This is a genomic window from Streptomyces sp. NPDC054872 (genome assembly GCF_053610705.1).
Genome location: NZ_JBSGYY010000022.1, coordinates 41978 through 68453, shown reverse-complemented (window position 1 = coordinate 68453; position 26476 = coordinate 41978). Strand labels below are relative to the sequence as shown.

The following is a 26476-nucleotide window of genomic DNA, read 5'->3' as shown; positions in this document are numbered from 1 at the left end:
CGGCCGGATGACGCGCGCCGGGAAACTGCTCGGCGCCCTCGGCCTGATCCCGGGCCTGCTGCTCGTGGCCGCCCCGTCCTCCGGCGCCGACGACGCCAAGGAGAAGTCATCAGCCCCGTACACCTGGAAGAACGTGCGCATCGACGGCGGCGGCTTCGTCCCCGGCATCGTCTTCAACCGGGCGCAGAAGAACCTGGCCTACGCGCGCACCGACATCGGCGGCGCCTACCGCTGGCAGGAGAAGTCCCGGTCCTGGACCCCGCTGCTCGACTCCGTGGGCTGGGACGACTGGGGCCACACCGGGGTCGTCAGCATCGCGTCCGACAGCGTCGAACCGGACAAGGTGTACGCAGCCGTCGGGACGTACACCAACGACTGGGACCCCGGAAAGGGGGCCGTCCTGCGCTCGGCCGACCGGGGCGAGACCTGGAAGAAGGCCGACCTGCCCTTCAAGCTCGGTGGCAACATGCCGGGCCGCGGCATGGGCGAACGGCTCGCCGTCGACCCGCACGACAACCGCGTGCTGTACCTGGGGGCACCGAGTGGCCACGGCCTGTGGCGCTCCACCGACTCCGGGGCCAGTTGGTCGGAGGTGACCGCGTTCCCCAACCCCGGCAACTACCAGCAGGACCCCTCGGACACGACCGGCTACGCCTCCGACAACCAGGGCATCGCCTGGGTCACCTTCGACGAGTCAACGGGGGCGTCCGGCGCGCGCACCAAGACCCTCTACGTGGGCGTCGCCGACAAGGACAACGCCGTCTACCGCTCGACGGACGCGGGCGCCACCTGGACCCGGCTCGCGGGCCAGCCCACCGGACTCCTCGCCCACAAGGGCGTGCTCGACGCGGAGAACGGCTACCTCTACCTCGCCTACAGCGACAAGGGCGGCCCCTACGACGGAGGCAAGGGCCAGGTGTGGCGGTACGCGACCCGTACCGGTGAGTGGAAGAACATCAGCCCCGCCACCGACGCCGACACCTACTACGGATACAGCGGACTGAGCGTCGACCGGCAGCGCCCGGGCACCGTGATGGTCACCGGCTACAGCTCCTGGTTCCCGGACACCCAGATCTTCCGCTCCACCGACAGCGGCGGCAGCTGGACCGGCGCCTGGAACTACGGCGCCTATCCCGAGCGCACCAACCGCTACACCATGGACATCTCGTCCGTGCCCTGGCTGTCCTGGGGCGCGAACCCCGCACCGCCCGAACAGGCCCCGAAACTGGGCTGGATGACCGAGGCCCTGGAGATCGACCCCTTCGACTCCGACCGGATGATGTATGGCACCGGGGCCACCGTCTACGGCACCAGGAACCTCCGACAGTGGGACAGCGGCGGCAAGTTCACCGTCACCCCGATGGTCAAGGGCCTCGAGGAGACAGCCGTCAACGACCTCGCGGCGCCTGCCTCCGGTGCGCCACTGCTCAGCGCGCTCGGCGACATCGGCGGCTTCCGGCACACGGACATCACCAAGGTGCCGCCCCTGATGTACACCGAGCCCAACTTCACCACCACGACGAGCATCGATCACGCCGAGTCCGACCCGGACACCGTGGTGCGTGTCGGCCAGCTCGACAGCGGGCCGCGTATCGCCTTCTCCGACGACAACGGAGCCACGTGGGCCGCGGGCAAGGAGCCTGCGGGGGTCTCGGGCGGCGGCACGGTCGCCGCGGCGGCCGACGGCAGCCGTTTCGTGTGGAGCCCGGACGGCGCGGGCGTGCACACCAGTGGCGACCGGGGGGCCTCGTGGACGGCGGCCACCGGCATCCCGCAGGGCGCCGTCGTCGAGTCCGACCGGGCCGACCCGACGACGTTCTACGGCTTCAAGTCCGGCACGTTCTACGTCAGCAGGGACGGTGGGGCGACCTTCACCGCGAAGGAGTCCACCGGTCTGCCGGCCGAAGGAGCGGCGCGTTTCAAGGCCGTTCCGGGAGAGGCGGGGGACATCTGGCTCGCTGGCGGCAAGGCCGGAGGGACGTACGGCCTGTGGCACTCGGAGGACTTCGGCGCGAGCTTCACCCGCGTCCGGGGCGTCGAGGAGGCCGACACGATCGGCTTCGGAAAGGCCGCCCCGGGCTCCGGCCACCAGACGCTCTTCACCAGCGCGAAGATCGACGGGGTGCGCGGCATCTTCCGCTCCACCGACGCCGGTAAGAGCTGGGTACGTGTCAACGACGACGCGCATCAGTGGGGCTGGACCGGAGCGGCCATCACCGGCGATCCCCGGATCTATGGGCGGGTGTACGTGGCCACGAACGGGCGTGGCATCGTTTACGGGGACAACTCCCGCCGCTGAGCGACCAGTCGAAGCGCTTCGACAGATCTCTGGACAGCGCATGGGTGTCCCTCTAGGGTCAAGAAGGCCCCACGTCGAAGCGCTTCGCCACCGCCTCCAGACCAGACCAGGAGAGCCGCATGGTCACCCTTGCCGAGGTAGCCCACCACGCCGGAGTCTCGGCCAGCACGGTGAGCTACGTACTCAGCGGCAAGCGCTCCATCTCCGCCTCCACCAAGGACCGCGTCGAGCGCTCCATCCGCGAGCTCGGCTACCACCCGAACGCCGGCGCCCGCGCCCTGGCCAGCAGCCGCTCCAACATCATCGCCCTGATGGTCCCGCTGCGCACCGACATGTACGTGCCGGTGATGATGGAGATAGCCATCGCCGTCGCCACCACCGCACGCACCCACGGGTACGACGTGCTGCTCCTGACCGGCGAGGAGGGCCCCGAGGCGGTCCGCCGCATCGAGGGCAGCGCGCTCGCCGACGCCATGATCCTGATGGACGTGGAGCTGCACGACGAACGGCTTCCGCTGATCCGCGGGGCCGACCGGCCCACGGTCCTCATCGGCCTCCCCGCCGACCCCACGGGCCTGACCTGCGTCGACCTGGACTTCATGGCGACCGGCGCCCAGTGCGTGGAGCACCTCTCGGGGCTCGGCCACCGGGAGATCGCCGTGATCGGCGAGGCGCCCGCGGTGTACGAGCGGCACACCGGGTTCGCCGAGCGCACCCTGGAAGGGCTGCGCACGCGGGCCGGGGAGCTCGGCGTGCGGGTGCTGCACCGGCCCTGCGAGGGGACCTACGACGCGCTCGCCGCGACCCTGGCCCGGATCTCCGACGAACGCCCCGGCACCACGGGGTTCGTCGTGCAGAACGAATCGGCCGTCGAACCGCTCCTGAGCCTCCTGCGCCAGCAGGGCCGCGCCATACCGGAAGACGTCTCCGTCATCGCCGTCTGCCCCGACCAGGTGGCCACCCAGGCGTCGGTGCGACTCACCTCCGTGGCCATCCCCGCGCAGGAGATGGGGCGCCAGGCGGTGGAGCGCGTCGTCGCGAAGCTGCGGGGGCAGGACGTGGACGAAGTCGTCCTGCTGGCACCGGAGTTGACGGTGCGAAGCAGTTCGGGACCGGCCCCGGCGAAGGGCTGACGGCGGGCGGGAGCGGCAGGCCTACCGTCGGCGCCGGAAGTGCAGCCACAGGCGGGCGACGATCAGGCCGAGGATCACGACGCCGACCGTGATCTGCACCCAGCGGGGGAGGGTGCCGGAGCCGGGGAGGTACAGGGCGATCTGCATCGAAGACATCATTCCGCACGCCCGCGGCCCTCGCGACCGGGGAGATGACAGTCATCCCGTCACGCGCGCCCCGCGCGGGACATCCCTGGTGATGTCCCGCGCGGGGCGTACTGCTGTCAGGGAGTGGACACCACCGGGCGCGGTGCCTTCGCCATGCCCGAGCCGATGAAGAAGCTCGGGTGCGGGGGCTGGTTGTAGGCCGTGTTCTGCCAGGCCAGCGCCGTGCGGTACTGGATGTCGTGCAGCAGGGTGGTGATCTTCGTGCTCGTCTCGTGCGGAGTGGAGTAGATCCGCAGCGCCTTGTTGTCCGACGTGCGCCACACGACCTCCTCGCGCCAGTCGCCGAGGATGTCGCCGGAGAGCGCGGGCGTCGCCTTCGTGCCGTTGTTGGAGGCGACGGACGCCCCGGTCAGGAGCCGGGTCTCGCCGCCCGTGCCGTACTTGTCGATGCGGGTGCCGTCGAGGAGTTCGCGGGTGGTGTCGCCGTCCCACCAGTTCACGAAGTTGACGCTGGACGGCTCGCGGCCGACCGATGCCCCGGACGGCGAGCGCAGGGTGCTGTCGGCCGCTGACCAGGACTCGGCGCCCGCCGAACCGGCGTAGACGTCGGCGGACACGCCCCGGCCGTTGTCGGAGCCGGACGCCGTGGTCCACAGGCGCTGGCCCGTGCGGGCGTCCGCCATCCAGGAGCCCGGCTTGGAACTGTCCTCGGAGACCTTGAAGTACTCCAGGCCCGTGCGCGAGGGGTCGAGGTCGCCGATGTGCCCGGCGTCGCCGTGCCCGAGCTTGGTCGTCCACAGGCCGTTGCCGTTGTCGTCGACGGTCATCGCGCCGTAGACGATCTCGTCCTTGCCGTCGTCGTCGACGTCCGCGACCGACAGGCTGTGGTTGCCCTGGCCGTCGTAGCCTTTGCCGGTGTTGGTCGAGGAGTTGGTGTCGAAGGTCCAGCGCCGGGTGAAGGCTCCACCCCGCCAGTCCCAGGCGGCGATGACGGACCGCGTGTAGTAGCCGCGCGCCATGATCAGGGAGGGCCTGCTGCCGTCGAGATACGCGGTCCCGGCGAGGAAGCGGTCCACGCGGTTGCCGTAACTGTCGCCCCAGCCCGCGACGTTGCCCCGCGCCGGAACGTAGTCGACCGTGTCGAGCGCGGCGCCGGAGCGGCCGTCGAACATGGTCAGGTACTCGGGCCCGGCAAGGACGTAACCGCCGGAGTTGCGGTGGTCGGCCGAGGAGCTGCCGATCACCTTGCCCGCGCCGTCCTTCGTGCCGTCCGCCGTCTTCGTGGCGACCTCGGCCCTGCCGTCGCCGTCGTAGTCGTACACCTGGAACTGCGTGTAGTGCGCGCCCGAGCGGATGTTGCGGCCCAGGTCGATCCGCCACAGCCGGGTGCCGTCCAGCTTGATCCCGTCGAGGATCGTGTTGCCGGTGTAGCCGGACTGCGAGTTGTCCTTGGCGTTGGTGGGCTGCCACTTCAGTACGAAGTCCAGCGCGCCGTCCCCGTCGAGGTCACCCACGGACGCGTCGTTCGCCTCGTAGGTGTACGCCACGCCGTCCGGGGTCGTGCCTCCGGCGGGCGGCGTGATCGGCACGTCCTTGTACCCGGCGCGGAACTGCACCGCGTGCACGGAGTCGCCCTGTTCGGTGCCGTCGACCACCGCGCGCACGGTGTAGTCGGCGCTGTTCGGGGCGCCCGCGTGGAAGTAGTTCGTCGAGCCGGTGACCGGGGACGCGTTGACCTTCGTGCCGCCTCGGTAGACGTTGAAGGCCACGTCGTCGTCATCGGTGCCGAGCCAGCGCCAGCTGACCAGGTTCCCGGCGTCGGTGTGCACGCTGACCACGCCCCGGTCGAGGGCTTCGGCCTGGCGGGTGGTGGCCGCGGACGAGGTCGACGACAGGGCGATGAGCCCTCCCGCGGCGAGCGCGCCCGCGACGACGGCGGTGACCAGGATCCGGCCGCGGGCCCGGTGCGCTCTTCGGCCCCTGCGGCGGTGTCGATCGGGGTGCGGGTGCTCGGCCATGGAGTACGCGGGCATGGGTGCTCCTGCGGGGAGAGGGACAGTGCCTGGGATGAGTCGCCGCGGAGCGTGCGGAAGGTTGCCGCTCGTACGCATCCTTCGACCGCGGTTCCGGGATTCCGGTGGTCCGACGCGGAGGATTCGGTCAGGGCCTGGATGGCTCAGATCTGCCTGGGATTGCGGACGTTGTTCGATCTCTCGCACAGACGTTGCTATGCTCGCGCACCGCGCTTCGGCGGCACGGGGGCCACCCAGCGCGCGGGCAGAGCCGCGCAAGCACAGAAAGAGGTCACCCGTGGGGACAGCCGTCGATGACGCCGCCGCCGCGGAGTTCCACGACTTCTTCGAGCGGCACTACAACGAACTCGCGCGCTTGGCACACATGCTGACCGGTGAGAAGGACGCCGCGGACGATCTGGCGGCCGACGCCCTTGTCGCCCTCTGGAACCGCTGGGACCGTGTCAGGGCAGCCGACCACCCCGCCGCCTACGCCCGTGGTGTCGTCGCCAACATGGCCCGCAGCCGCATCCGCAGCGCCGTGCGGGAACGCCGCAGGGTGGCCCTGTTCTGGGGGCAGCGCACGGAGGGCGTCGACGACCCCGACGTACCCGCTGTCGTCGACGTCCAGGAGGCGTTGCGTACGCTGCCGTTCCGTAAGCGGGCCTGTGTGGTCCTGCGGCACGCCTTCGACCTGTCGGAGAAGGACTGCGCGCTCACCCTCGGGATATCGGTCGGTACGGTGAAGAGCCAGACGTCCAAGGGAATGGCGGAGCTGCAACGGCTCCTGGGCGAGCGGGCCGCTTCGCAACTCGTGGGAGGGAGGCAGTGATGGACGACGTACGCAAGCAGCTGCGCGATGCCGCGGCCGAGCACCGCCCCGACAGGGAACGCATGCTCGCCCGCGTCGAGCGCGGCATGGAGCGTGACGCCGTCGACCTCGGTGCCTCCGCCCCGGGCAGGCTGCGCCGGCCCGCCCCCTGGCTGCGGATCGCGGGCGCGACCGCCGCCGTGGCCGGGGTCTTCGCGCTCGGCGGCTACGCCGTCGCCTCGGTCGTCCAGGGCGAGGAGCCGCCGCCGAGCACCGTGGGCACGCCCGCCGCCCCCGATTCGCCGGCCGGGCCGAGCCCCTCCGCTTCCGCGCCGGACGACGAGAACGCAGGCCCCAGTTCGCCGGCGGAGCCCGCCCAGCCGTCGGGCAAGGCCACGAAGGGCACACCCGGCAAGGACGAGGGCCCGGACACGAAACGGCCGCCGAGGAAGTCCGATCCGCCGCCCTCCACGCGGCGCCTGGCGTCGGACGCCGAGAGCGTCGAGGACGATTACCTCTGGAGCGACGGCTCCGTCGACCCGCAGAGCAACGATTTCTGGGCGCAGAGCACCCTCACCTTCAAGACCGGCAAACCCCTCACCGCGCTCAGTGTCGAGCTGCGTGTCGCGCAGACCGGCGGCGTCACCGACACGGGCAACTGGCGCTCCCTGCCCGCCGACGACTTCACCGTCTCCGTACGCGAGGAGGGCGGTGAGCTGGTCTACCGCTGGACGCTGAAGGCGGGCCGGACCGTTCCGGAGGGCGAACACGTCTTCGCGGGCCAGTACAACCACGCCGAAGGCGGCAGGGACGCCGGCGAGGACACCTATGCGGCGGAGGCCACCGCGTCCGGCCAGAAGGCCGCCGTACGGGGCGACTTCGCCCGCACGTCATAGGACCCCGCAGAAATCTCGCGCACCCCGGCAACCTTCCGCACCCGGGCGGAGACCAGCAGACGCAAGGTCATCCCCCCAGCGAAAGAGCGGTCCCCATGACCACGCAACGAGCCGAACTGCGCAAGAGCCGCAAGCGCCGCCTCACCCGCCGCCGTGCCATGGGCGCGGCGGGCGGCGCTCTCCTGCTGACCGGCGCCACCCTCGGCGCCAACGCGCTGCTCTCCCCGGCGGGAGCGGCGACCGCGGCTGCCGCCTGGCCGACCCCCACCGGCGACAAGCCCGTCACCAAGACCATCGAGGTGTCCGGCACCTACGACGGCGGACTCCAGCGCTTCTACGGCAGCGGAGACCTCGGCGGCGACGGCCAGGAGGAGGGCCAGGACCCGATCTTCAAGCTGAAGGACGGCGCGGTCCTGAAGAACGTCGTGCTCGGCAAGCCCGCCGCCGACGGCGTGCACTGCTCGGGCAGCTGCACCATCCAGAACGTGTGGTGGGAGGACGTCGGCGAGGACGCGGCCACTTTCAAGGGCACCTCGTCCGGCTCGACGTACAACGTCACCGGTGGCGGCGCGAAGAAGGCCGACGACAAGGTCCTCCAGTTCAACGGCGCGGGCAAGCTGAACATCAGCGGCTTCCAGGTCTCGGACTTCGGCAAGCTGGTCCGCTCCTGCGGCAACTGCTCCAAGCAGTACAAGCGCACGATCACCGTCAACGACGTGGACGTGACCGCGCCCGGCAAGTCCCTGGTCGGCATCAACACCAACTACGGGGACACGGCGACCTTCAGCAAGATCCGCATCCACGGCGACTCCAGCAAGAAGATCAAGCCCTGTATCCGCTACACCGGCAACAGCTCGGGCGACGAGCCCACGGAGACGGGCAGCGGCCCTGACGGCACGTACTGCAAGTACAGCGCGTCGGACATCAGTTACCAGTAGGCGCGAGGCCCGGGCCTCCAGCGACCGGCCGGTCGCTGGAGGCCGCGTCTTCTCCCACGCGTCATCACCGTGACGGTGCCGGGGACGTGGCCTGTGCGAGCAACCCGTCGACGAACGTGCGAAGACCCTGGGGGTAGATGTCCCGCGCGGCGAGCGCGGCCCAGCGGACGCCGATGGCCGCCAGGTGGGGCACCTGGGACGGGTCCAGGTCGTCGCGGTAGGCGAAGGGCCGGCCGGCGGCGTGCCGGCGGGCGGAGTGGGCGCGGACGAGCACCTCGCCGACGGTGTAGTACCAGAGGCTGCGGAAGACGTCGACGCTCTGCTCGGGCGTGCACCCGTGGTCGTCGGCTCCGGCCACGATGGCTTCGACCATCCACATCGCCGACTCGTCCAGGAGACCGACGAAACCGTCGGCGGACAGGATTTCCGCGGCCCATGGCCAGGCGGTGAGCGCGTTGTGCAGCGCGGTGGTGGCCACGACGATGCGCTCCCTCGGGTCGTCGGGCAGCGGGGGGCGCTCGATCTGGGCGACGTGGTGATTGAGGAGCAGGAGCAGGAGATCGTCCTTGCTCTGGATGTGGTGGTACAGGGTCGTCGCGCCGATGCCGAGCTCGGCGGCGAGCCTGCGGATGGTCAGCTTCTCCCAGCCGTCCCGGTCGATCAGACCGCGGGCCGCCGTCAGGATCTGCGTACGGGACGTCACGGGCGGGCGGCCGGTGCGGCCCTGCGGTGCGGGAGAGCGGGGCGATGCGGGCATGGCCCCATCATGCCGTCCCGTCGTCCTCCGCCGTGCGGCCGGTGCGGGGCCCACCCCCTTTCGAGGTCGACAGAGGGCACCCTCGATGCTACTTTCGGAACGCGTTCGGAAAGTCGGGGAGCAGGGCCGAGGGACGGGGACTGTGATGACGAACAGAGCGAGACGTACGGGGAGTTCAGGGCTGCTGCGCGCCGCCCCGCCGGCAGTGGCGGGGGAGCGATGAGCGGCATGACACGGCTGCTGCGCCCGCACGCCGGGAGTTTCGCCGCCGTGGTGCTTCTGCAGGTCATCGGCGCCGTCGCGGGCCTTGCGCCACTGCTGGCGGTCGTCGAACTGGGCCGGACCCTGCTGGGGCCGGACCCCGTCGACCGCGGCCATGTCTGGAGCGTCGTCGGCGTCGGCGCGGCCGGGCTGTTCGTCCGGCTGCTGTTCACGGCCGCGTCGTCCGGGATCGGCCATGTCGTGGACGGCCGGGTGCAATTGGCGTTCCGTCGGCAACTGGCCGCGCACCTTGGCCGCGTGCCGATCGGCTGGCTCTCCCGGCGCCGTACCGGTGAGCTGGCCAAGGTGGTGGGGGAGGACGTCGGCGCCGTCCACCCGTTCGTCGCCCACACTCCCGGCGAGCTCGTCTCCGCGTTCGTGGTGCCGCTGGTGTCGCTGATCTACCTGTTCACCGTCGACTGGCGGCTGACCCTGATCACCTTGATACCCGTGGTGCTCGCGGTGGCGCTGGTGCCGCTGATGATGACACCGACCCGGCTGCGCGAACAGGAGGACTTCGACGCGGCCATGGGACGGATCTCCAGCTCCGTCGTCGAGTTCGTGCAGGGCATCGCGGTGGTCAAGACGTTCGGAGGTTCCGGGCGCGCCCACCGCAAGTTCCTCGACGCCACCGACGACTTCGTCGGGACCTTCAACCGCTGGGTGCACGGCATCTCCCGGATCGCCGCGGCCATGCAGCTGGTGCTGTCACCGCCGTTCGTCCTGCTCGTCGTCCTGATCGGCGGCGCCGTGCGCATCACCGGCGGCGGCCTGGCCCCCGCCGACCTGCTGCCCTTCCTGCTGCTCGGCCTCGGCCTGACCGCCCCGGTGGCGGCGCTCGGCCACGGCTTCGACGAGACGCAGGCCGCCCGGCGCGCGGTCGGCCGTATCCGGGACGTGCTGGACGTACGGCCGCTGCCGGAGCCCGCACACCCGGTCATCCCACGGGGGCACCGGGTGGAACTGCGCGACATCCGCTTCGGGTACGAGGCCGGTCACGAGGTGCTGCGCGGGATCGACCTGGTCCTTGAGCCGGGGACGGTCACCGCGCTCGTCGGGCCGTCGGGAAGCGGCAAGTCCACGCTGGTACAGCTGTTGCCGCGGTTCTTCGACCCCACGCACGGATCGGTCGTCATCGGCGGCGTCGACCTGCGCGAACTCGGCGGCCAGGAGCTCTACCGCCTGGTGTCCTTCGTCTTCCAGGACGTCTCCCTGCTGCGTGCCTCGATAGCGGACAACATCGCGCTCGCCGTGCCGCACGCCGACCGCGAGGACGTGATGCGCGCCGCCCGTCTCGCGAACATCCACGACCGGATCCTCGCATTGCCGCGCGGATACGAGTCGGTGATCGGGGAGGACGCCGGGCTCTCGGGCGGCGAGGCGCAGCGCATCTCGCTCGCACGCGCCCTCCTCGCCGACACGCCCGTCCTGGTGCTCGACGAGGCGACCGCCTTCGCCGACCCGCAGACCGAACTGGCGGTGCGCGAAGCCCTCGCGACCCTGAAGGGCGAGCGGACCATCCTGGTCATCGCCCATCGCCCGGAGACCATCACCGACGCCGACACCGTGGTGATGCTGGACAACGGGGCGGTCGTCGAGCGCGGGAGCCCCGCCGAACTGCTCGCACGGGACGGCCGGTTCGCCGCGTTCCGGCAATCTCACCGACCGACCCCCGTGGATGGGGCCGAAGCCCGCGTTGGCGTGGCGCAAGGAGACGAGCCCCGATGATCCGCCTGCTCCTGCGCGTCCTGGGACGCGAGTACGCCCGGCCCGTGCGACGCACCGTGGCCCTGATGACCGCGACCGCGATGGCCGAGGGCCTGTCCTACGCGCTGCTCGTGCCGGTGCTGCGCGCCCTCTTCGGCAGTACGCCCGAGGACTCCTGGCCCTGGCTGGCCGCGTTCGGCGCCGCGATCGCGCTCTACGCGGTCCTGCGCTACGTCAGCGCCCTGTCAGGATTCCAGGTCGGGACCACGCTGCTGCGCGGCATGTACCACCGGCTCGGCGATCACCTCGCCCGACTGCCCATCGGCTGGTACGAAGCGGGCCGCCTCGGGGAGGTGTCCGTCCTGGCGGGCCGCGGGGTGCTACAGGCGATGAGCGTGATCGCGCATCTGCTCGCACCGTTCATCTCCGCGAGCGTGACGCCGCTGACGATCGTCGCCGTGATGCTGGCCTTCAACTGGCAGATGGGACTTGCCGCGCTGGCCGCCGTACCGATCGTGGCCGCGATCCAGATCTGGACGGCACGCTCGACGGCGGCAGGCGACGCGGAGCGGGCCGCGCGCGACGAGGAGTCCACCGCACGGGTCATCGAGTACCTCCAGGCCCAGCCGGTGCTGCGGGCCGGTGGCCGCACGGCCGAACGCTTCCGGCTGCTCGACGACTCGCTCCGGGACGTCGAGTGGGCATCGCGCCGCTCCACGCTCTCGGCGTTGCCCGGCGCGGTGGGCCTGACGCTCACGGTGCAGGCGCTGTTCACCGGGCTGCTCGTCCTCGGCGCCTACCTCGCCCTCGACGGCGACACCGGTGTGGCGCAGATCCTCACCATCCTGGTGCTCGCGGCGCGCTGCGCCGATCCGCTCCTGTCCCTGTCGGACATCGGGGGCAGGCTCCGCGGCGCGCGCTCCGTGCTGGTGAAACTCGACGCGCTCCTGCGCACCGAGCCACTGCCGGAGCCCGCCGAACCGGTCCAACCGAAGGGCCACGACCTGGAGTTCGACTCCGTCACCTTCCGCCGCGCGGAGCGTACCGTCTTCGACGACCTGTCGCTTTCCGTGCCGCGGGGACGGCGGATCGCCGTCGTCGGGCCATCGGGCGCGGGCAAGAGCACCCTGCTGCAACTGCTCGCCCGGTTCCACGACGTGGACGCGGGCGCGGTCCGCGTGGGAGGCGTGGACGTACGCTCCATCGACACGGAGGTGCTCATGGCGCGGATCGCCGTCGTCTTCCAGGACGTGTACCTCTTCGACGGCACCATCGAGGAGAACATCCGCGTCGGCCGGCCCGACGCCGAGGAGGCCGAGGTCCGTGCGGCGGCCACCGCCGCACACCTGGACGAGGTGATCGAGCGGCTGCCCGGCGGGTGGGAAGCCCATGTCGGCGAGGGCGGCGCGAGGCTGTCGGGCGGTGAACGCCAGCGCGTCTCGATCGCACGGGCACTCCTGAAGGACGCGCCCATCGTGCTGCTCGACGAGGTGACCTCCGCTCTGGACCCGGCGAACGAGGCCGCCGTCCACGAGGGAGTCGAGCGTCTGATGGCGGGCCGGACGGTCGTGATGGTCGCCCATCGCATGCGGACCGTCCGGCGCGCCGATCACGTCGTGTTCCTGGACGGCGGCCGGATCGTGGAGCAGGGCAGTCACGACGAACTGCTGAGCCGAGACGGCCGCTACGCCGACTTCTGGAACATCGCTCAGCGGCCCCCTCGGGTCGGCGTCCAGTCCCTCAGGTAGGCGGAACGCGACGCGAACTGGGCCTGGGTGCGGGTGAGTTGGGGACGGTTGCCCGCGACCGTGATGTGCGCGCCCGGGCCCGTGTTGCGGTACTCCGCGAACCGCTGGGCCTGCCAGGGGTGGGCGTCACGCATGTTCGCGTACGGGGCCACCGCGTCGATCCCGGGCCCCAGGTGGGTGTCGCGCACCGTGAGCATGGGGCGGGCCGTGGTGTCGGAGCTGGGGACCCAGGGGCGGGCCAGCTTGTAGTACGCGTTCGGGGCGTCACTCGTCACCCGGCCGCGGATGACGAGGTAGCCGCGCGGGTTGGCCACGGCGGTGGACGGCGCGAAGACGAAGCCGTACGGAGCCGCCGCCAGGTCGCCCCGGGTGAGCGTGTGAAAGCGGCAGCGCTCGAAGACGGCGGTGGCCCGGCCGAAGACGAAGTCGACGTCGCCCTCGACATAGCAGTCGCGGAAGTACTGGCGGGCGAAGGCGCCCAGGTCGACGGTGTCGGCGTAGAGGGTGTCCTGGTGGCCCAGGAACCGGCAGCGGAAGAACGCCGAGCGGTCGCCCATGACCTTGAGGGCGACGGCCTGCGTTCCGGTGTACTCGGGGTGGTCGGCGCGCAGCCAGTCGTTGGCGAACGTGATCGCGTGGGCGGTGAATCCGGCTGCCCGCACGGTCGTGGTGGCCGAGCCGCTGGTGCCGTAGGTGCCGGACCCGTCGGGCTTCGGGGTCCCCGCGGCGTTGTCGTACACGATGACGGTGTCGCGCGGGTCGCCGCTCGCGCCGACGAGCGTGAGTTCCGTGCTCGTCTCGGGAACGGTCACCGTCTCGCGGTACGTGCCCGCGGCGAGGACCAGTGTCCACCCAGGACCGGAGGCGGCGTCCACCGCGGCCTGGACCGTGGTGTGGTCGCCGCCGCCCGCCGGGTCGACGTACAGCGTCCGGCGGGCGGGGCGGCGCTCGTCGGCGCGGGCGGGCCGCGTGCCGCCGAGGGTCAGAGCGGCCCCGGCGCCCGCGCCCGCGGTGAGCAACGTACGCCTGCCGACAGGGGAGGTGAGGCGGACAGGGGAGTGGTGCGAGGGCATGGCTGCTCCTTCGCCTTGCGGTCGGTGAGGAGGTGGCGGGGGAGGTGAGGGGAGATGAAGGGAGGTGAGGCGGGTCAGAGGCGCTTGCCCGCGCCCGCGAGACGCGCGAGCAGCCCCGGCAGTGCGCGCGGGTCGTCCACCCGCGTCCGGAGGCTCGGCGTCCAGCCCGCACCCGACTGGAGGGTCTCCTCCGGCAGCTCCGCGTTGTGCACGGCGATGAGATCGACGCGCTTCCCGTTGACGTAGTTGGCGTCGGCGGTGACCGGCGCCTCCTTCCACTTCTTGAGGATCTTCGCGGCGCTGACCCCGCGCGGGAGCGTGAACGCGTTCTTCTGGGCGACGAGTTGCGACTCCTGACCGATGCCGAACGAGTACTGGTAGCCGCCCGCGGGGACCACGTAGTGGTTGTTGTAGGCGTCGACCTGACCGAAGCGGACGCGCGGCGCACGCTCGACGATGTCCCTGAACACGTTGTGGTGCAGGGTGACCCGCAGCTTGCCGCGGTCGGTGGCGCCCGCGCTGTCGCTGTTGCCGATCATCAGGGTCTTGTCGTGGTCGGCGAAGACGTTCCAGGACGCGGTGACCAGATCCGCGCCGCGTACGACGTCCAGCTCGCCGTCGTGCTGCTGGTAGATCTCGCCGTAGTAGGACGGCAGTGAACTGTCGGGGTGCTCGCCGTCGGTGAACGTGTTGTGATCCACCCACACATGCGTCGAGCCGTACACGACCATGCTGTCGTACTCGGAGTTCCAGGCCCCCCGGTCCCCGTCGGTGGGGTCCCACTGGGGGAAGCAGTCCAGCGGGCTCTCCAGGGTGAGATTGCGGACGACCACGTCGTCCACACCCTGGATCTGCAGGCTGCCGCCGACGATCCCGGCGTTCCTGCCGACGCCCACGATGGTCGTGTCGGCGGGGACGTACGCCTTGATCGCCGCGGCCTGCCGCGTCGCCGACGCCGCCCGCAGATCCTCCTGCGCACCGCTGACCGGCGTGTCACGCCCCCACACGGCGGGGTCGTAGTCGGCGAGATAGCGGTCGAAGTCGTAGCCATCGGCCTCGAACGCGGCGCAGCCCGCGGCCGTGGCGTTCAGCGTGCCCTTGACCTTGATGATCCGGGGAGCGCCCGCGTCGTCCGCGAGTGCGGCCCGCAGTTGCTCCCAGGTGGTGACGGTGTAGGTGTGTGCCGCGTCGGCACCGGCGCCGCCGGTGGTCCCGCCGTCGGCCGACGCCCACCCGTCGCGGGGCGGCAGTACGCCGTGCCGGGCGCCGGCGGCCGAGGCCGGGGCACTGGTGACCGCCACCACCAGGGCGGTGCACCCGGCGAGCGTTGCGAGGGATCTGCGTGCGGCCATGCTCGTCGTCCTCATGTCACGGTCCTTCCGGCCAGGTGATCCAGGATGGGGGTATCGCGGCGTCGAGCCGCCGCACGTCCCGCGGCGCGAGCACCTTGTGGTGCAGCAGCCCGGCCGCCACCAGGCGGGCCACTTCGATCGCGCCCGGCGGATTGAAGTGCGTGTTGTCCTGCTCGGTGGCGGTCCAGTTGAAGTACGTCTTGGTCCCCTCGACGCCGAGCTTCTGCCACAGCGCGATGGACCGGGCCTGCACGTCGAGCAGCGGCACGCCGTCGGCCGCGGCGAGCGCGCGCATCGCCGCCGGATACTCGCCGTGGGTGGGCAGGGCGACGCCGTCCGCGTCGAACTTCCTGCGCTCCACGGCGGTCACCAGGACCGGCCGCGCGCCACGGGACCGCGCCCCGTCGACGTACTGCCTGAGGTAGGCCTGGTACGTCGACCAGGGCTCGGTGTAGCGCGTCGGGTCGGCGCTCTTCTCGTCGTTGTGCGCGAACTGGATCAGGAGTCGGTCGCCGGGCCGGATCGCCTCCAGGATCACCGCGAGCCGGCCCTCGTCGACGAAACTCTTCGAACTCCGGCCGTTCATCGCATGGTTGGAGACCCGCAGCCCGTCCCGCAGGAAGAAGGGGAGGGCCATGCCCCAGCCGGTCTCGGGTGCCGCGTCCGTGTACTTCTGTGCGGCGGTGGAGTCCGAGGCGATGTAGAGGGTGGGCCCGGGACCCGCCGGGCGGGCGAACGCCGCCGGGGCCGCGGCCGCCGCGAGCGGAAGGCTCGCGAGGGCCGCGACCGCACGGCGTCGGCCGACGCCGTGCGCGGGGCGCGCTGTCACTTGTTCTGTTCGTTCCACTCGGCCTGAGCCTTGTTGAGCTGCTCGGCGAGGGTGTCGAGGAAGTCCTTCGCGGACATCTTGCCGAGCAGGACCTTCTGGTAGTTCGGCTCGTTGTCGGCCTTGCTGATGGTGTTCCAGTCGGGCAGGTAGTACGGCAGCTGCACGATCTTCAGGGAGCCGTCGTTGAGCGCGGCGGCGGCCAGCTTCGTGGGCTCGGCCTCGTTCACCCAGGCGTCCTTGGACGCCGCGGTGTTGGCGGGGATGGCGCCCGCGGACTTGTTCCACTTGCTGTTGGCCTCGTGCGAGGCGGCGAACTCGATGAACTTCCAGGCCGCCGCCTTCTTCTTGCTGGACTTGAACAGGCCGAGCCCGTCGACGGGGTTGGAGACCTGGACGCGGATGCCCTCGTCGGTCGTCGGGTTGGGCAGGCCACGGAACTTGCCCTCACCGAGCGCCTTCACGTGGTCCGTGTAGGAGCCGAGGTTGTGGCTGAGCATGCCGATCTGGCCCGTGTCCCACTGGGCGTTCATCTTCTTGAAGTCGTTGTTGACGTCGGCCGCGGGGGTGTTCTTCTTGTAGAGCGCGACGTACTTCTCCAGCGCCTTCACGTTCTTCGGGTCGTTGACGGTGGTCTTCTCGCCGTCCCAGAACGACCCGATGCCGGACTGGCCGTAGGCCGCGTCGAGCGCCTGCGCGATGGAACCCTCGCCGCCGCGGATGGTGTACCCGAACTTGTTCTCGCCCTTGGCCGTCAGCTTGTCGGCCGCCTTGTAGAACTTGCTCCAGTTGGTGGGGGCCTCCAGGCCCGCGGCCTTGAACAGGTCGGTGCGGTAGTACAGGACGCCGTTGCTCGCCGACGTCGGCACCGTGAAGAGCCGGTTGCCGCCGCCCGCCGCCCGGACGCTGTCCACCATGCTCGGGTTCAGCTTGCCCTCGAGGGAGCTGCCGGCGAGCCGGTCGTCCAGCGGCTCCAGGGCGTTCTGCGCGGAGATCCCGGCGAGCATCGCGGCACCGACGCCGCCGACGTCGGGCAGGCCGCCGCCCTGGATCGCGGTGTCGTACTTGGACTGGACGCTCTCGGCGGGGATCGGCACGTACTTGACGTCGATGTCCGGGTTCTTCGCCTCGAAGTCCTTGATGATCTCCTTCCAGACGTCGGTGCGGACACCGCCGTTGTTGTCCCAGAAGGTGATCTCGCCCTTGCCGGAGCCCTCCTTGCCCTTGTCTCCGCCCGCCCCGCTGCCGTCGTCGCCGCAGGCGGTGGCGGTCAGCGCGAACGCGGCGGTGAAGGCGACGGCGGCCACCGCGCGACGGCTTCTGCTTCTGTTTCCGCTTCTGTTTCCGCGGATGGTGAGGTTCATGGTCGGCTCTCTTCGTCGGATTACGGGTGGTGCGAGGTGATGTGGGGTCAGGGGGTGCGGTCCGGATTCAGTGGGTGGTGATCCGGAAGTGCGTGAACAGGGCTGTCCCGGCCCCGTTCCGTCCTGTGGGGGCCGTGGCGAACAGGCCGAGCAGTGCGCCCACCCATCGCCATGGAGTCGCGGTGAAAACCTGGCCCGAGGGGCGGAAACCGTCGCCGGTGTCGGCGGAGAAACGGCAGCGGGCGCCCTCCGCGACGTCGATCCGCAGCCGTGCGGTGCCGTCGGGGGCGAGGCGCGGGTACGCGGCGTCACGCTCGTGTTCCGCCACCGGCTCCGCGAACCGGTGGACGAGGCGGACCGTGCCGTCGTCGTCGCGTTCGAGGCCGATCCAGGCGAAGGCGTCGCCGAGCACGGCGAGCCCGGCCCTGGCGCCGGCCGCGGAGCCGTCGAGCCGGAGCCCGACCTCGACGGTGCACGGCGTGAGCGGAAGGCGCTGGGTCAGGACGTGGGGCAGGCGGCGCAGGTCGTCGGCTTCCACGGACCTGACGCACGTCAGCCGCAGGCCGTCCGATCCGTGCGAAGTCGCCCACCCCTCAAGGGGGTTGGCCGACCACTGCCACTGGCGGCCGTGCCGTCCGCCGGGGAAGTCGTCGTCGGTGGCGGGGGCGGACACGGGCTGCGCGGGCAGGTCGGGCTTCTTGTGCACGGCGACCGGGGCGCCGCCGTCACCGATCACCGGCCAGCCGTCGGTGCCCCAGCACATCGGCTGGAGGTGGACGACCCTGCCGTAAGCGCCGCGCTGCTGGAAGTGCAGGAACCAGTCGTCACCGGACGGGGTGCGCACCCAGCCGCCCTGGTGCGGGCCGTTGACGCCGGTGTCGCCCTGCTCCAGGACGATCCGCTCCTCGTAGGGCCCGTGGAAGGTCCGGGAGCGGAAGGCGCCCTGCCAGCCGGTCCCCACCCCGCCGGCGGGGGCGAGGATCCAGAACCAGCCGTCGTGGCGGTACAGCTTGGGGCCCTCCAGCGTGAACCAGCCGGGCAGCCGGTCGGCGTCGATCAGCACCCGGCCCTCGTCGAGGAGTTCACGGCCGTCAGGGCTCATGCGGTGACCAGTGAGCCGGTTCTTGATCCCGGAGCGCGACCTGGCCCAGGCGTGCACGAGGTAGGCCTCGCCGCGCTCCTCGTCCCACAGCGGGCAGGCGTCGATGAGGCCCTTGCCCGCCTTGACGAGGTGCGGCGCGCTCCAAGGCCCGCGAATGTCAGGGGAGTTGACCTGGTAGATGCCGTGGTCCGGGTCGCCCCAGAAGATCCAGAACCGTCCCTGGTGGTGCCTGATCGACGGCGCCCACACCCCGCAGTCGTGCCGTGGCGCGGCGAACGACTCCGCGGGTTCGAGGTGCTCGAGGGCGTGCCCGATCAGGGTCCAGTTCACCAGGTCGCGGGAGTGCAGGAGCGGCAGCCCCGGGGCGCGCCCGAAGCTGGACGCGGTGAGGTAGAAGTCGTCGCCGACCCGGACGACGTCGGGGTCGGACCAGTCGGCGGCGAGGACGGGGTTGCGATAGGTCCCGTCGCCCAGGTCACCTGTGCGGCCGGTGAGGGGCGCGTTCACGCCGTCACCGCCTTGCGGACGAGCCCCGCGGCCTCGGTCCGGCTCGGGCGGCCGTCGGAGACGACGGTGATGACACGGCGTACGACGGTCTCGCCGGGGCCGATCGGCAGGCGCCGCGTGTGTGCGAGCGAGGAGCCGACGCCGGGATACTCCGCGGTCCGCACGAACCACGGGTCTCGCCGCGTGTCGGGCGTGGCCCCGGCGAAGACGAGCGTCCAGCCCTGACCGGAGAGGGCCACCCAGTCGGCCGTCGCGCCGTGGGCGGCGGCCTCGCCGTCGGTGTCCGCGGTGAACACCTCGGGGGGCCGCGTCTCCTTGGGGGCGCGCCAGAAGAAGCCCCCGTAGGCCGCGCCGGGGCGGCCGTTGGTGGCGGGGCTGCCGATCGAGATCTCCGCAGCGGCCGGGTTGGTGAGGGAGAACGTGAAGTCGAGGGCCCAGGCGGACGGGGTGAGGGGCGTGACGGCGACGGTCCGGCGCTCGCGCAGCAGCTCGCACTCACCGTCGAGCCAGCCGATCTCCTCGACGAACCCGTCGGGGTCGCGCAGCTTGAACTCCAGATGGCGCTGTTCGCCGTGGTTGTCGAGCTCGGTGGGCCCCTGGTCGCGGACGTACGTGCGCCCGCCCCAGAAGTTGCGGCCCGCCGCGTCGGGCACGGCGACGCCCACGCCGAGGTGGTGCGGATGGTCGGCCGGACCGTACTCGGTGACGGGGAGGCCGCCGAAAGTGCGGACGGGGTGGAGATAGGGGCGGGGTGCAAGGCGCGGGCCCGCCGAGGGGTGGATGACGTAGCGGCCGACGGGGCGGCCCGAGCAGCGCAGCATGAGCGCGGTGTCGGTCGCGATTCTGTTCATGGCGTACTCACCTCGGTGGGGTCTCGGCGGTGGGTGACGGGGAGGTGGGGGATGCGGGGGCGGCGGCGCCGGCCCGCCGTGCGGAGGGACGGGAGTCGGGCAGCGCCCAGAACGTGCCGAGCTCCGCGAAGCCGCACAGCGTGTCGGCGCTCGCCGCGACGAGCCCGTCGATGCCGTGCACGACCCGCCGCCCCACGCCTTCGTGCTCGCCCGGCACCACGCGCCAGGCCTCGACCGGCAGGGGGAGCGGATCGGGGGCCGTGCGGACCGCCTCGACGACCTTCATGAAGGCGCCCGTCGACGCCGGCGGAACCAGCAGTTCGGCGTGGCCCGAGAGGTGATCGACCAGGTTCTCGAGGAGGTCCGTCCGCCCGTGAAGGACCTCCTCGGGCCCGTGCCCGGCGCGCTGCACGAGCACCCGGTCCTGCTTGTACCAGAACGTGACGCGGCCGCGGGTGCCGTGCACGATGACGTACGGCTCGTCGGGACGCTCGGCGCAGAGGGTCGCGGCCACACCGATGCGGCCGCCGCGCGCGGTGTTGATCCCCACGAAGGAGGTGTCGTCCGACTCGATGGCGTTGGCGCGGAACAGCTCCGTCTGCACGCCCGCGATGTCCTCGGCCCGCGTGGACCCCGCCACCGCCAGCGCGGTGGCGACGGCGTGGGCGAGGGGGTTGGTCAGGACCCCGTCCACGACGTCCACGCCGTCCAGGCGCCGCCGCCCCGCCCAGGACGCGCGCCGGTAGTACGCCTCGTCGCGGGCCCAGGCACCCGCCGCGCCGACACCCGTCGGTTCCCCCACCGCGCCTTCGGCGACCAGGGCGCGGATGGCGGGTACGGCGTGCGAGCCGAGCGACTGGAACCCGACCTGGCAGGCCACGCCCCCGGCGGCCACCGCGTCGGTGATCCGCCGGAACGCGGCGTACGAAGGGGCGGGCGGCTTCTCCAGGAGCAGGTGCACGCCCCGCTCGGCGGCGGCCACGGCCAGGTCGGCGTGGGTGGGGATGGGCGTGCAGATGACGGCGACCGCGGCTCCGGTGGCATCGAGCAGTCCCGCGAAGTCCGCGGACTGCGCGGGCTCACCGAGCCCGTCGAGTTCGGCACCGGTCAGCGGTGCGAGCTCGCAGACCCCCACGAGGCGTACGAGACCCGCCTTCTGGAGGCGCCGGATGTTCTCCAGGTGCCATCTGCCGTGGCCCCGCGCACCGGCGAGGACCAGCGGCAGCGGAGTGCGGGGCGCCTTCGGGCCCGGGCCAGGGCTCATCCCTTCACCGCCCCGGCGCTGAACCCGGTGACCAGCCACTTCTGGATGAAGGCGAAGACGATCACGACGGGCAGGGCGGCGATGACGCCGCCGGCCGCGAGCGCGCCGAGGTCGACGCTGTCGGCGCCCATCAGAGTGGCGAGGCCGACCGGGATCGTCTGCTTGTCCTGGTTGGAGAGGAACATCAGGGCGAACAGGAAGTGGTTCCAGCTGTGCACGAAGGCGAAGGAGCCCACGGCGATCAGACCGGGTCGAAGGAGCGGCAGGACGACGGCGCAGAAGGCGCGGAATCGTCCGCAGCCGTCGACCCAGGCGGCCTCCTCCAGGGAGTAGGGCACGTTCTTGATGAAGCCGCTGATCAGGATCATCGAGAGCGGCAGCTGGAAGACGGCCTCGGCGATGATGACGCTGCCGAGCGAGTTGATCATCTGGAGGTTGGCGAAGATCTGGAAGAGCGGCACCAGCATCAGCGCGCCGGGGATGAACTGCGAGCACAGCAGCGCCAGCATGAAGCCGCGCTTGATCTTGAAGTCGAAGCGGGCCAGGGCGTAGCCGCCGGCCAGCGCGACGAGCGTCGTCATCAGCATCGACAGGACGCCGACGATGAGGCTGTTCTGGAAGAAGAGCGCGAAGCTGCGCTCGGTCCACACCTTGTCGAAGTGCTCGAAGGTGATCGGCCAGGGGAGCAGCGAGGTCGAGCCCGCCGGGCGGATCGCGAAGAGCAGCATCCAGTAGAACGGGATGATGGTGAAGAGGAGGTACAGGCCGAGCGGCAGGTAGATCTGCCAGCGGGGTGCCTGGTCCCAGGGGCGCCGCTTCGGTGTGCGGGGGCCGCCGGCGCGGGTCTCGGCGGTCGCGGCGATGTCCGCCATGGCGCTTTCCCTGTCCAGGTGCTGAGTGGTGGTCACTTGTCCTGACCTCCGAACTTGCTCAGCCGCAGATAGACCATCGAGCAGAAGAGGAGGATCACGAACGCGATGGAGGTCAGTGCGGAGGCGTAACCGAAGTCGTGCGAGTCGACGGCGATGGACGCGATGCGCAGGGGCAGGGTCGTCGTCTCGCCCGCGGGTCCGCCGCCGGTGAGGGTGTAGAGCAGGTCGACGTTGTTGAACTCCCAGACCGCGCGAAGGAGCGTGGAGAGGATGATCGCGTCCTTCAGGTGCGGCAGCGTGATGTGGAAGAACTGCCTGAAGCGGCTCGCGCCGTCCACCTCCGCCGCCTCGTACAGGTCCTTCGAGACGGACTGCAGGTCGGCCAGGATGAGGATCGCGAAGAAGGGGACGCCGCGCCAGAGTTCGGCGACGACGACGGCGGGGAAGACGGTGCTGGTGTCCGAGAGCCAGGACGTCCCGTACGAGCCGATGCCCATGTCCGCGAGGTAACGGGTGATGCCGGTCTGCGAGTTGAAGATCAGCAGCCAGATCGTCGAGGTCAGCACGCCGGAGACGGCCCACGGCGAGAAGACCAGGGCGCGGGCCATCGCGCGGCCGATGAACGTCTGGTTCACGATCAGCGCGAGCCCGAGACCGAGGAGCAGCTGCAGGACGACCTCGACGACGACCCACTGGAGGCTGAAGCCGAGGGTCTGCCAGAACTGCGGGTCCTCGGTGAACGCGGTGACGAAGTTGTCGAAGCCCGCGAAGCCGTCGCGCCACGGCTTGGTCGGGTTGTGGTGGCGCAGGCTGTAGTAGAAGACGCTGATGACGGGATAGGCGATGAAGCCCACCATCAGGAGTCCGGCCGGCGCGATCAGCAGATACGGGAGACGGCGCGGGGTCGCTCCCGTTCGGCGCCGGTGCGCACCCGGCACGCGGCGCCGGGGCGGTGGCTGCGGTGGCGCTTTCGCCACAGCTGAGGCCATGTCTGCTTCTCCGTTCTCAGGGGCGGCACACGGTCCGCGAGATGAAGCGCTTCGCAGACGTCGTTCGAGATCTCGTACCAAGAGGAAAGTGCGTGAGTGGTCGTGCGGGGAGCTGTGCGGCTCAGCCCACGTACGGGTCGGGGACCTCGCCGTCGCGGGCCAGGAACGCGAAGTCGCAACCGGTGTCGGCCTGGGTGATCTGCTCGTCGTAGAGCGCGCCGTAGCCGCGTCCGAAGCGGGTGGGCGGCGGCGTCCACGCGGCCCGTCGCCGCGCCAACTCCTCGTCGGACACGTCGAGACGGAGGGATCGCGCCTCGACGTCCAGGGTGATCGAATCGCCCGTGCGGACCAGGGCGAGCGGCCCGCCCACGTGCGACTCGGGCGCGATGTGCAGCACACACGCGCCGTACGACGTACCGCTCATCCGCGCGTCGGAGATCCGCAGCATGTCGCGCACCCCCTGCTTGAGCAGATGGTCGGGGATCGGGAGCATGCCGTACTCGGGCATCCCGGGGCCGCCCCTGGGGCCCGAACCCCGCAGCACGAGGACGTGGTCGGCGGTGATGCCGAGCTCCGGGTCGTTGATGGTGCGCTGCATCTGCCGGTAGTCGTCGAAGACGACCGCGGGCCCGGTGTGACGCAGCAGGCGGGGCTCGGCGGCGATGTGCTTGATGACGGCGCCGTCCGGGCAGAGGTTGCCGCGCAGGACCGCCACTCCGCCCTCGTCGGCCAGGGGCTTCGTGCGGGGCCGGATGACCTCGGGGTTGTGCACGATGGCGCCCGCGAGCTGTTCGCGCAGGCTGTCGTGGGCAACGGTGGGCCGGTCCAGGTGCAGTATGTCGGTCAACTGGGCCAGGAAGGCCGGGAGTCCGCCCGCGAAGTGGAAGTCCTCCATGAGGTACTGCCCGCCGGGGCGCAGGTTGGCGAGCACCGGGACGGTCCGCGCGATCCGGTCGAAGTCGTCGAGCGTGAGCCGTACGCCGCTGCGGCCCGCCATGGCGATCAGGTGGATCACCGCGTTGGTGGAACCGCCGAGCGCGAGCACGGTGGCGACCGCGTCCTCGTAGGCGTCGGAGGTGAGGAAACGCGACAACTTCAGGCCCTGCCGCACGAGTTCGACGATCCGCATCCCGGAAGCGGCCGCCATCCGGTCGTGCCCGGAGTCCACCGCGGGGATGGAGGAGGCGCCGGGCATCGTCACGCCGAGGGCCTCGGCCGCGGCGGTCAGGGTGGAGGCGGTGCCCATGGTCATGCAGTGCCCGGGGGAGCGGGCCAACCCGTTCTCCAGCTCGGCCAGTTCACAGTCGCCGATGAGGCCGGCGCGCTTGTCGTCCCAGTACTTCCACATGTCGGTGCCGGAACCGAGCACCTCGTTGCGCCAGTGGCCGGGGAGCATGGGCCCCGCGGGCACGAAGACGGTCGGCAGGTCGACGCTCGCGGCGCCCATGAGCAGGGCGGGCGTCGTCTTGTCGCAGCCGCCCATCAGTACGGCGCCGTCCACGGGATAGGACCGCAGCAGCTCCTCCGTCTCCATGGCGAGGAGGTTCCGGTAGAGCATCGGCGTCGGCTTCTGGAACGTCTCCGACAGCGTGGAGACGGGGAACTCCAGGGGGAATCCGCCCGCCTGCCACACCCCGCGCTTGACCGCCTGGGCGCGGTCGCGCAGGTGGACGTGGCAGGGGTTGATGTCGGACCAGGTGTTGAGGACCGCGATGACGGGCTTGCCCAGATGTTCCTCGGGCAGATACCCGAGCTGCCGGGTGCGCGCCCGGTGACTGAAGGACCGCAGGCCGTCCGTGCCGTACCACTGGTGGCTGCGCAGCTCGTCGGGGTTCATGCCGACCACGCCTTCACCAGGGCCGCTATCTCGTCGCGCCGCTCCTCGGGCAGCTCCCGGCTCGGCGGGCGCACCTCGCGGCGGCACAGACCGAGTGCCGCCAGGGCTTCCTTGACGACCGTGACGTTGTCCGCGGACTGGTCGGCGGCGCGCAGTTCCTCGAAGCGGCGGATCCGCTCCCAGACGTCCATGGCCGCCGGATAGTCGCCGGCCCGCAGAGCCCGGAGCATGCTCAGCGACACCTCGGGCGCGACATTGACCAGACCCGAGGTGAAGCCGGTGGCGCCGACGGCCCAGTAGGCGGGGGCGTACAGCTCGGCGAGCCCCGCCACCCACACGAAGCGGTCGAGCCCCGCGTCCCGGGCGAACGCGGCGAAGGCGGCGGCGTCCGGAGTCGCGTACTTCGCGCCGATCACATTGGGGCACAAGTCCCGCAGGTCGGCGAGGCGTTGGCCGGTCAGGCGCGGATTGCGGATGTACGGCACGACGCCCAGCTCGGGCACGGCGTCGGCGACGGCACGGTGGTAGTCGACCCAGCCGTCCTGGGAAACGTACGGATGCACGGGCTGATGGACCATCACCATGTGCGCGCCGATGTCCCGCGCATGCCGGGCCGCGGCGATCGCCGTCGGCAGGTCATGGCCGACGCCGACGAGCACGAAGGCGCCGCTCGACCCCGCCTCCTCCATGGTCAGCTCGGTCACCAGACGCCGCTCTTCGGGGCTCAGTGCGTAGAACTCCCCGGTGTTCCCGTTCGGGGTGAGCGTGCGCACGCCCCCGTCGGTGAGCCGCCTGACCAGGGCGCGGTAGGTGTCCCGCTCCACCGATCCGTCCTCGGCGAACGGTGTCACCGGGATCGCGACCACATCGGCGAGCGCCGAACGCAGGTCGCCGAAACGGGAGTCGGGGGTCGGGCCGGTCATGAAAGCTCCCCTTCCGGGAACGCCCGCCGCACGAACGAGGCGATGTGGTCGTGGAGTCCGCGTGCCGCCGCGTCGGCCTCCCCCGCGAGGGCGAGCCGCAGGATCTCCCGGTGCTCGGCAGCCTCCCGCTCCCAGGAGGGCAGCGTGGCCCAGGCGACGGCGGAGACCAGGGCCGCCTGGTCGCGCACGTCGTCGAGCATCCGGGAGAGCAGCGGGTTTCCGCACGGGACGTACAGGGCGCGGTGGAACTCCCGGTTGGCCAGGGAGCGTTCGGCCGCGTCGACGGCCGAGTCCGCTCGCTCCAGTGCGTCGCGCGCCTCCTCCAGGTGGGCGCCGCCGCGGACGGTGCGCCGCAGGGCCTCCGGTTCGAGGAGCAGGCGTACGTCGTAGACCTCCTGCGCCATGGCCGCGTCGACCGTGCGCACGGTGGCGCCCTTGTACTGGCTCATGACGACGAGACCGGTCCCGGCGAGCGTCTTCAGCGCTTCCCGCACGGGCGTCTTGGAGACCGCGAACTGGGCGGCGAGCTCGGTCTCGACGAGGGGCTGGCCGGGCGCCAGCTGCCCGGTGAGGATGCGGTGCTTGACCGCCTCGAGCACGTACTGCGTGCGCGAGGGGATGGGGTGGGGCGCAAAGTTCATCGATGCTCTCAGTCGTCGTGCGGCCGTCGTGCGGTCATCGCGTAGGGCCGTCGTGCAGTCATCGCGTATCGCGTCTCATATATGACGTACGAAGTACGACGCGATGAAGCTAGGGCGCCGACCGGCCCGCGTCAACGTTTCGCGCAGGAAAACTCGTTCGAAATAT

The 26476-nt window shown here is 71.1% G+C and carries 22 protein-coding genes; 7 read left to right on the top strand and 15 right to left on the bottom strand.

All coding sequences use genetic code 11. From position 1 onward, the window contains the following. Window positions 1–7: 7 nt before the first annotated feature. Window positions 8–2299, top strand: coding sequence for a xyloglucanase (locus ACWGIH_RS25530; protein WP_453446427.1), 2292 nt, complete (start codon window positions 8–10; stop codon window positions 2297–2299). A gap of 119 nt (window positions 2300–2418) precedes the next feature. Further along, window positions 2419–3432, top strand: a complete 1014-nt coding sequence (locus tag ACWGIH_RS25525) for a LacI family DNA-binding transcriptional regulator (protein WP_453446429.1) — start codon at window positions 2419–2421, stop codon at window positions 3430–3432. Between the two features lie 21 nt (window positions 3433–3453). Here the strand turns inward: ACWGIH_RS25525 and ACWGIH_RS25520 are convergent, their stop codons facing one another. Next, window positions 3454–3579, bottom strand: coding sequence for a hypothetical protein (locus ACWGIH_RS25520; protein ID WP_453446431.1), 126 nt, complete (start codon window positions 3577–3579; stop codon window positions 3454–3456). A gap of 116 nt (window positions 3580–3695) precedes the next feature. Then, window positions 3696–5612, bottom strand: coding sequence for a rhamnogalacturonan lyase (locus ACWGIH_RS25515; RefSeq protein WP_453446433.1), 1917 nt, complete (start codon window positions 5610–5612; stop codon window positions 3696–3698). A 277-nt stretch (window positions 5613–5889) separates the two neighbouring features. Here ACWGIH_RS25515 and ACWGIH_RS25510 point away from each other — a divergent pair, with 277 nt between their 5' ends. The 3 genes from ACWGIH_RS25510 (at window position 5890) to ACWGIH_RS25500 (ending at window position 8236) form a co-directional block, all read left to right on the top strand. Beyond that, window positions 5890–6423, top strand: coding sequence for a SigE family RNA polymerase sigma factor (locus ACWGIH_RS25510; RefSeq protein ID WP_453446435.1), 534 nt, complete (start codon window positions 5890–5892; stop codon window positions 6421–6423). Next, a complete protein-coding gene (locus tag ACWGIH_RS25505) occupies window positions 6423–7298 on the top strand; it encodes a hypothetical protein (RefSeq protein ID WP_453446437.1) in 876 nt (291 codons plus the stop codon). The genes ACWGIH_RS25510 and ACWGIH_RS25505 overlap by 1 nt, the downstream gene beginning before the upstream one ends. Window positions 7299–7393: 95 nt before the next feature. Next, on the top strand, window positions 7394–8236 hold the full coding sequence (locus ACWGIH_RS25500; protein ID WP_453446438.1) for a pectate lyase: 843 nt from the start codon (window positions 7394–7396) through the stop codon (window positions 8234–8236). 64 nt (window positions 8237–8300) lie between these two features. Here the strand turns inward: ACWGIH_RS25500 and ACWGIH_RS25495 are convergent, their stop codons facing one another. Then, window positions 8301–8993 (bottom strand): TetR/AcrR family transcriptional regulator, encoded by a 693-nt coding sequence (locus tag ACWGIH_RS25495; protein ID WP_453446440.1) that lies wholly within the window; start codon window positions 8991–8993, stop codon window positions 8301–8303. 219 nt (window positions 8994–9212) lie between these two features. Here ACWGIH_RS25495 and ACWGIH_RS25490 point away from each other — a divergent pair, with 219 nt between their 5' ends. After that, window positions 9213–10982, top strand: coding sequence for an ABC transporter ATP-binding protein (locus tag ACWGIH_RS25490; protein ID WP_453446442.1), 1770 nt, complete (start codon window positions 9213–9215; stop codon window positions 10980–10982). Further along, window positions 10979–12709, top strand: a complete 1731-nt coding sequence (locus ACWGIH_RS25485; protein WP_453446444.1) for an ABC transporter ATP-binding protein — start codon at window positions 10979–10981, stop codon at window positions 12707–12709. Before ACWGIH_RS25490 ends, ACWGIH_RS25485 begins: the two co-directional genes overlap by 4 nt. Here ACWGIH_RS25485 and ACWGIH_RS25480 read toward each other — a convergent pair. From ACWGIH_RS25480 to ACWGIH_RS25425, 12 genes are all read right to left on the bottom strand, one after another. Then, window positions 12670–13782 (bottom strand): pectinesterase family protein, encoded by a 1113-nt coding sequence (locus ACWGIH_RS25480; RefSeq protein WP_453446446.1) that lies wholly within the window; start codon window positions 13780–13782, stop codon window positions 12670–12672. The genes ACWGIH_RS25485 and ACWGIH_RS25480 overlap by 40 nt on opposite strands. A 74-nt stretch (window positions 13783–13856) precedes the next feature. Continuing rightward, window positions 13857–15149, bottom strand: a complete 1293-nt coding sequence (locus tag ACWGIH_RS25475) for a pectate lyase family protein (RefSeq protein WP_453446448.1) — start codon at window positions 15147–15149, stop codon at window positions 13857–13859. A 1-nt stretch (window position 15150) separates the two neighbouring features. After that, window positions 15151–15963 (bottom strand): rhamnogalacturonan acetylesterase, encoded by an 813-nt coding sequence (locus ACWGIH_RS25470; RefSeq protein WP_453446450.1) that lies wholly within the window; start codon window positions 15961–15963, stop codon window positions 15151–15153. Then, on the bottom strand, window positions 15960–17324 hold the full coding sequence (locus ACWGIH_RS25465) for an ABC transporter substrate-binding protein (RefSeq protein ID WP_453446452.1): 1365 nt from the start codon (window positions 17322–17324) through the stop codon (window positions 15960–15962). Before ACWGIH_RS25465 ends, ACWGIH_RS25470 begins: the two co-directional genes overlap by 4 nt. A 67-nt stretch (window positions 17325–17391) precedes the next feature. Continuing rightward, a complete protein-coding gene (locus tag ACWGIH_RS25460) occupies window positions 17392–18933 on the bottom strand; it encodes a family 43 glycosylhydrolase (protein ID WP_453446454.1) in 1542 nt (513 codons plus the stop codon). Next, window positions 18930–19784 (bottom strand): DUF6807 domain-containing protein, encoded by an 855-nt coding sequence (locus ACWGIH_RS25455; RefSeq protein ID WP_453446456.1) that lies wholly within the window; start codon window positions 19782–19784, stop codon window positions 18930–18932. The genes ACWGIH_RS25460 and ACWGIH_RS25455 overlap by 4 nt, the downstream gene beginning before the upstream one ends. Window positions 19785–19791: 7 nt before the next feature. Further along, the gene (locus ACWGIH_RS25450) at window positions 19792–21048 is read right to left on the bottom strand and encodes a Gfo/Idh/MocA family protein (protein ID WP_453446457.1); all 1257 of its coding nucleotides are present in this window, start codon (window positions 21046–21048) and stop codon (window positions 19792–19794) included. Further along, window positions 21045–21920 (bottom strand): carbohydrate ABC transporter permease, encoded by an 876-nt coding sequence (locus tag ACWGIH_RS25445; protein ID WP_453446523.1) that lies wholly within the window; start codon window positions 21918–21920, stop codon window positions 21045–21047. The genes ACWGIH_RS25450 and ACWGIH_RS25445 overlap by 4 nt, the downstream gene beginning before the upstream one ends. A gap of 32 nt (window positions 21921–21952) precedes the next feature. Beyond that, window positions 21953–22909: a carbohydrate ABC transporter permease gene (locus ACWGIH_RS25440; RefSeq protein WP_453446459.1), complete on the bottom strand. Its 957-nt coding sequence runs from the start codon at window positions 22907–22909 to the stop codon at window positions 21953–21955. 121 nt (window positions 22910–23030) lie between these two features. Then, window positions 23031–24746: an L-arabinonate dehydratase gene (gene araD, locus ACWGIH_RS25435; RefSeq protein ID WP_453446461.1), complete on the bottom strand. Its 1716-nt coding sequence runs from the start codon at window positions 24744–24746 to the stop codon at window positions 23031–23033. Next, window positions 24743–25669 (bottom strand): dihydrodipicolinate synthase family protein, encoded by a 927-nt coding sequence (locus tag ACWGIH_RS25430; protein WP_453446463.1) that lies wholly within the window; start codon window positions 25667–25669, stop codon window positions 24743–24745. The genes araD and ACWGIH_RS25430 overlap by 4 nt, the downstream gene beginning before the upstream one ends. Further along, window positions 25666–26310, bottom strand: coding sequence for a GntR family transcriptional regulator (locus ACWGIH_RS25425; protein WP_453446465.1), 645 nt, complete (start codon window positions 26308–26310; stop codon window positions 25666–25668). The genes ACWGIH_RS25430 and ACWGIH_RS25425 overlap by 4 nt, the downstream gene beginning before the upstream one ends. Between the last annotated feature and the right edge of the window lie 166 nt (window positions 26311–26476).